At 29.4% G+C, this 2,466-nt stretch carries 3 protein-coding genes and 1 pseudogene; all 4 read left to right on the forward strand.

The window, feature by feature from the left end; genetic code table 11:
* On the forward strand, positions 1–631 hold a 631-nt coding region (locus tag MR593_RS09555), incomplete at its 5' end, for an isocitrate/isopropylmalate dehydrogenase family protein (RefSeq protein ID WP_290692262.1).
* An 88-nt stretch (positions 632–719) separates the two neighbouring features.
* Complete coding sequence (locus MR593_RS09560) at positions 720–1,469, forward strand: sugar phosphate isomerase/epimerase family protein (RefSeq protein WP_290692264.1); 750 nt, start codon at positions 720–722, stop codon at positions 1,467–1,469.
* Between the two features lie 248 nt (positions 1,470–1,717).
* On the forward strand, positions 1,718–2,308 hold the full coding sequence (locus MR593_RS09565; RefSeq protein WP_290692266.1) for an anthranilate synthase component II: 591 nt from the start codon (positions 1,718–1,720) through the stop codon (positions 2,306–2,308).
* A pseudogene (locus MR593_RS13605) lies at positions 2,301–2,466 on the forward strand (aminodeoxychorismate synthase, component I); the annotation flags it as partial. The gene MR593_RS09565 and the pseudogene MR593_RS13605, both read left to right, overlap by 8 nt.

Consider the following 2,466-nt stretch of genomic DNA (forward strand, 5'->3'; position numbering starts at 1 on the left):
ATACTCACGAATAGAACATAAAATAGGAGACTACGGCGCTGAAACTATAAAAATAATAACTAAACCTGCTTGTGAAAGAATATGTGAATTTGCATTTAATTATGCAAAAGACAATGGAAGAAAGAAAGTAACAGGCGTACATAAAGCAAACATAATGAAATTAAGTGATGGACTATTTTTAAATACATTTAGAGATATTGCTTCTAAATACCCTGATATAGCTAGTGACGATTTAATAGTTGATGCAGCTTGTATGAACTTAGTTATAAATCCAGAAAAATACGATGTTATGGTTATGCCTAATTTATACGGAGATATAGTATCTGACTTATGTTCAGGACTTGTAGGTGGACTTGGAATGATACCTGGAGCTAATATAGGTAAAGACTACGCAGTATTTGAAGCAGTACATGGTAGTGCACCAGATATAGCTGGCAAAAATATAGCTAACCCAACAGCTATAATTCAATCAGCTGTTATGATGCTTAGATATTTAGGAGAACAAGAAGCTGCAGCTAAGATAGAAAATGCTCTAGCACAAGTATTCCTAAAAGGTGAAAACTTAACTGGTGATTTAGGTGGAACTGCTACAACTGATGAATTTACAAATGAAATATTAAAATATATATAGTAGATTAGATCTAAAATTATTGTAATTATCATAAATACTTCCTTTATAATTTTATAGAGGAAGTATTTTTTTGAAAGGAAGGATTTTTATGAAAATAGGAATTTCAGCATTGCCGTTTAATTTAGAAGAGGCATTAGATATTTGTGAGAAAAACAAAAAAATAGATCATATAGAAGTAGGTCTTGACAATCTAGAGGATGCAGAGGTTTTAAAAAAATATAAAGCTAAAATAGAAAATCTGAATTTGAGCATTTCAATACACCTGCCTATGGAATTAAATACATGTGAAAATATAAAATACATAAGAAATTCGTGGATAGATTTCGTATGTAAAATAGATGAAGCTTTGGGTGAAGACTTTGATATTAAATACTACAACCTCCACTTAGGATACGTGATGACAAACAGATTATATAAAAACAGACAAAAATATTTAAAAAATACAGTAGAGTTTTTGAACGACAAAAAATTAAATGAAAAATTAAATGGAAGGATTTTATCTATAGAAAATACATACTCTAAAGGCGGTGATTTTTCAAATGTAGGCGACGGAGTTGAAGATTTTAATTATATTTTCAATAATATTATAAATAATGGCGTTTATTTTTGCTACGATACAGGACATGATTTGATAAATAACAGCAATTATGGTCAAATTTCTGATATAACGAAGATAATTCACTTTAGCGATAACGACGGCGTAGATGATTTACATGTTGGATATAAAAAAGGTATTTTAACTGATGAAATATTCGATAAAATAAAAAAAATAAATCCAGATTATTTAATACTAGAAATAGACTTTGATGATATAGAAGATACGATAAATTATTTTTAAAATAGTATTATAAAATTTTGAATTTAAATAATATGTATTTTTTTACTTTTATATAAAAATTTTTTAGAAATTTGTTATATTTTTGCGATATATTAATGCAATCCAATTAAAATGTGCTATAATCTAACTACATGGTTAATTAAACCTGTGATTAGGTTGACGAAAACGACCATGTAGCTTATATCCCCTTTTTGTACAGATGAAGTAGATAGTTTTATAGGAAAAATTTATAAAAAGGGAGAAAAAGAATGATTTTAATGATAGACAACTATGATTCTTTCGTATACAACTTAGTTCAATACTTTAAAGAACTAGACGAAGACATAGTGGTGAAAAGAAATGATGAAATTACGATAGACGATATAAAAACATTAAACCCTGAAATTATCGTCTTATCACCAGGACCATGCAGTCCAACTGAAGCTGGAATTTGTATCGAAGCTGTAGAAAATTTCAAAGGTGTGATACCTATACTGGGTATATGCTTAGGACACCAAACTATAGGACAAGTATTTGGCTCTAAAATAGTCAAGGCAATAGAGCCAGTTCATGGAAAAGTCCACAGTATCACTCACGACGGCAAGGGAGTTTTTACAAATATAAAAAATCCTTTAAATGTCACTAGATACCATTCTTTAGTAGTAGATAGAGAAACTTTATCAGATGAACTAGAAATCACTGCACAGACTAAAGAAGGAGAGATTATGGGCTTAAGACACAAAAAGTACATGATAGAGGGAGTTCAATTCCATCCAGAAGCTGTACTTACAGAATGTGGCCATGAGCTTTTGAGAAACTTTATTACTTTAGCTAGAGAAAGGATAAATAAAAATGCTTAGACAAATCGATACTAAACTAGATGCTTTTGAAATTTACACTATATTTAAAGATGAAAACGACAGCTTTATTTTAGACAGTGCAATGGATCCAGAAAAACTAGGGAGATACTCTTTTATAAGTAGTAATCCTTTTAAAAAAATAAAAGCAAAAGATTCTG

It is taken from the genome of Intestinibacter sp., from assembly GCF_022780145.1.
Lineage (GTDB): Bacteria > Bacillota > Clostridia > Peptostreptococcales > Peptostreptococcaceae > Intestinibacter.

What these genes read in the sequence shown, in the direction of transcription:
- MR593_RS09560 (WP_290692264.1), top strand. Translation starts at nt 720, where the DNA reads ATGAAAATAGGAATTTCAGCATTGCCGTTTAATTTAGAAGAGGCATTA.
- MR593_RS09565 (WP_290692266.1), top strand. Translation starts at nt 1,718, where the DNA reads ATGATTTTAATGATAGACAACTATGATTCTTTCGTATACAACTTAGTT.